1 protein-coding gene is annotated in these 273 nt (G+C 65.2%); it reads right to left on the reverse strand.

The window, feature by feature from the left end:
• On the reverse strand, window positions 1-273 hold a 273-nt coding region (locus R0J92_RS23005; RefSeq protein ID WP_411053373.1), incomplete at both ends, for an iron-containing alcohol dehydrogenase.

Raw genomic sequence — 273 nt, forward strand, 5'->3', positions numbered from 1 at the left:
CTTCATCGCCGCCGCGATGAATTTCGTGCCGTCGATCACGGAGCCGCCGCCCACCGCCAGCACCAAGTCGATGTTCTTCTCACGGGCGAGTGCAACCGCTTCCATCAGCGTTTCGTAAGTGGGATTCGGCTCGATGCCGCCGAACACGTGCCACGCGCGCTCCCCGAGCGCCGCCTGCACTTGCGCGAGTACGCCGTTGCCCTTGATACTGCCGCCGCCGCTCGTAATCAGCACCCGTGCATTGGGTGGGACGTGAGCATCGAGCGCGGCGAT

Origin of the sequence: Tritonibacter sp. SIMBA_163, from assembly GCF_046535935.1 — a bacterium.
Classification (GTDB): domain Bacteria; phylum Pseudomonadota; class Alphaproteobacteria; order Rhodobacterales; family Rhodobacteraceae; genus Epibacterium; species Epibacterium scottomollicae.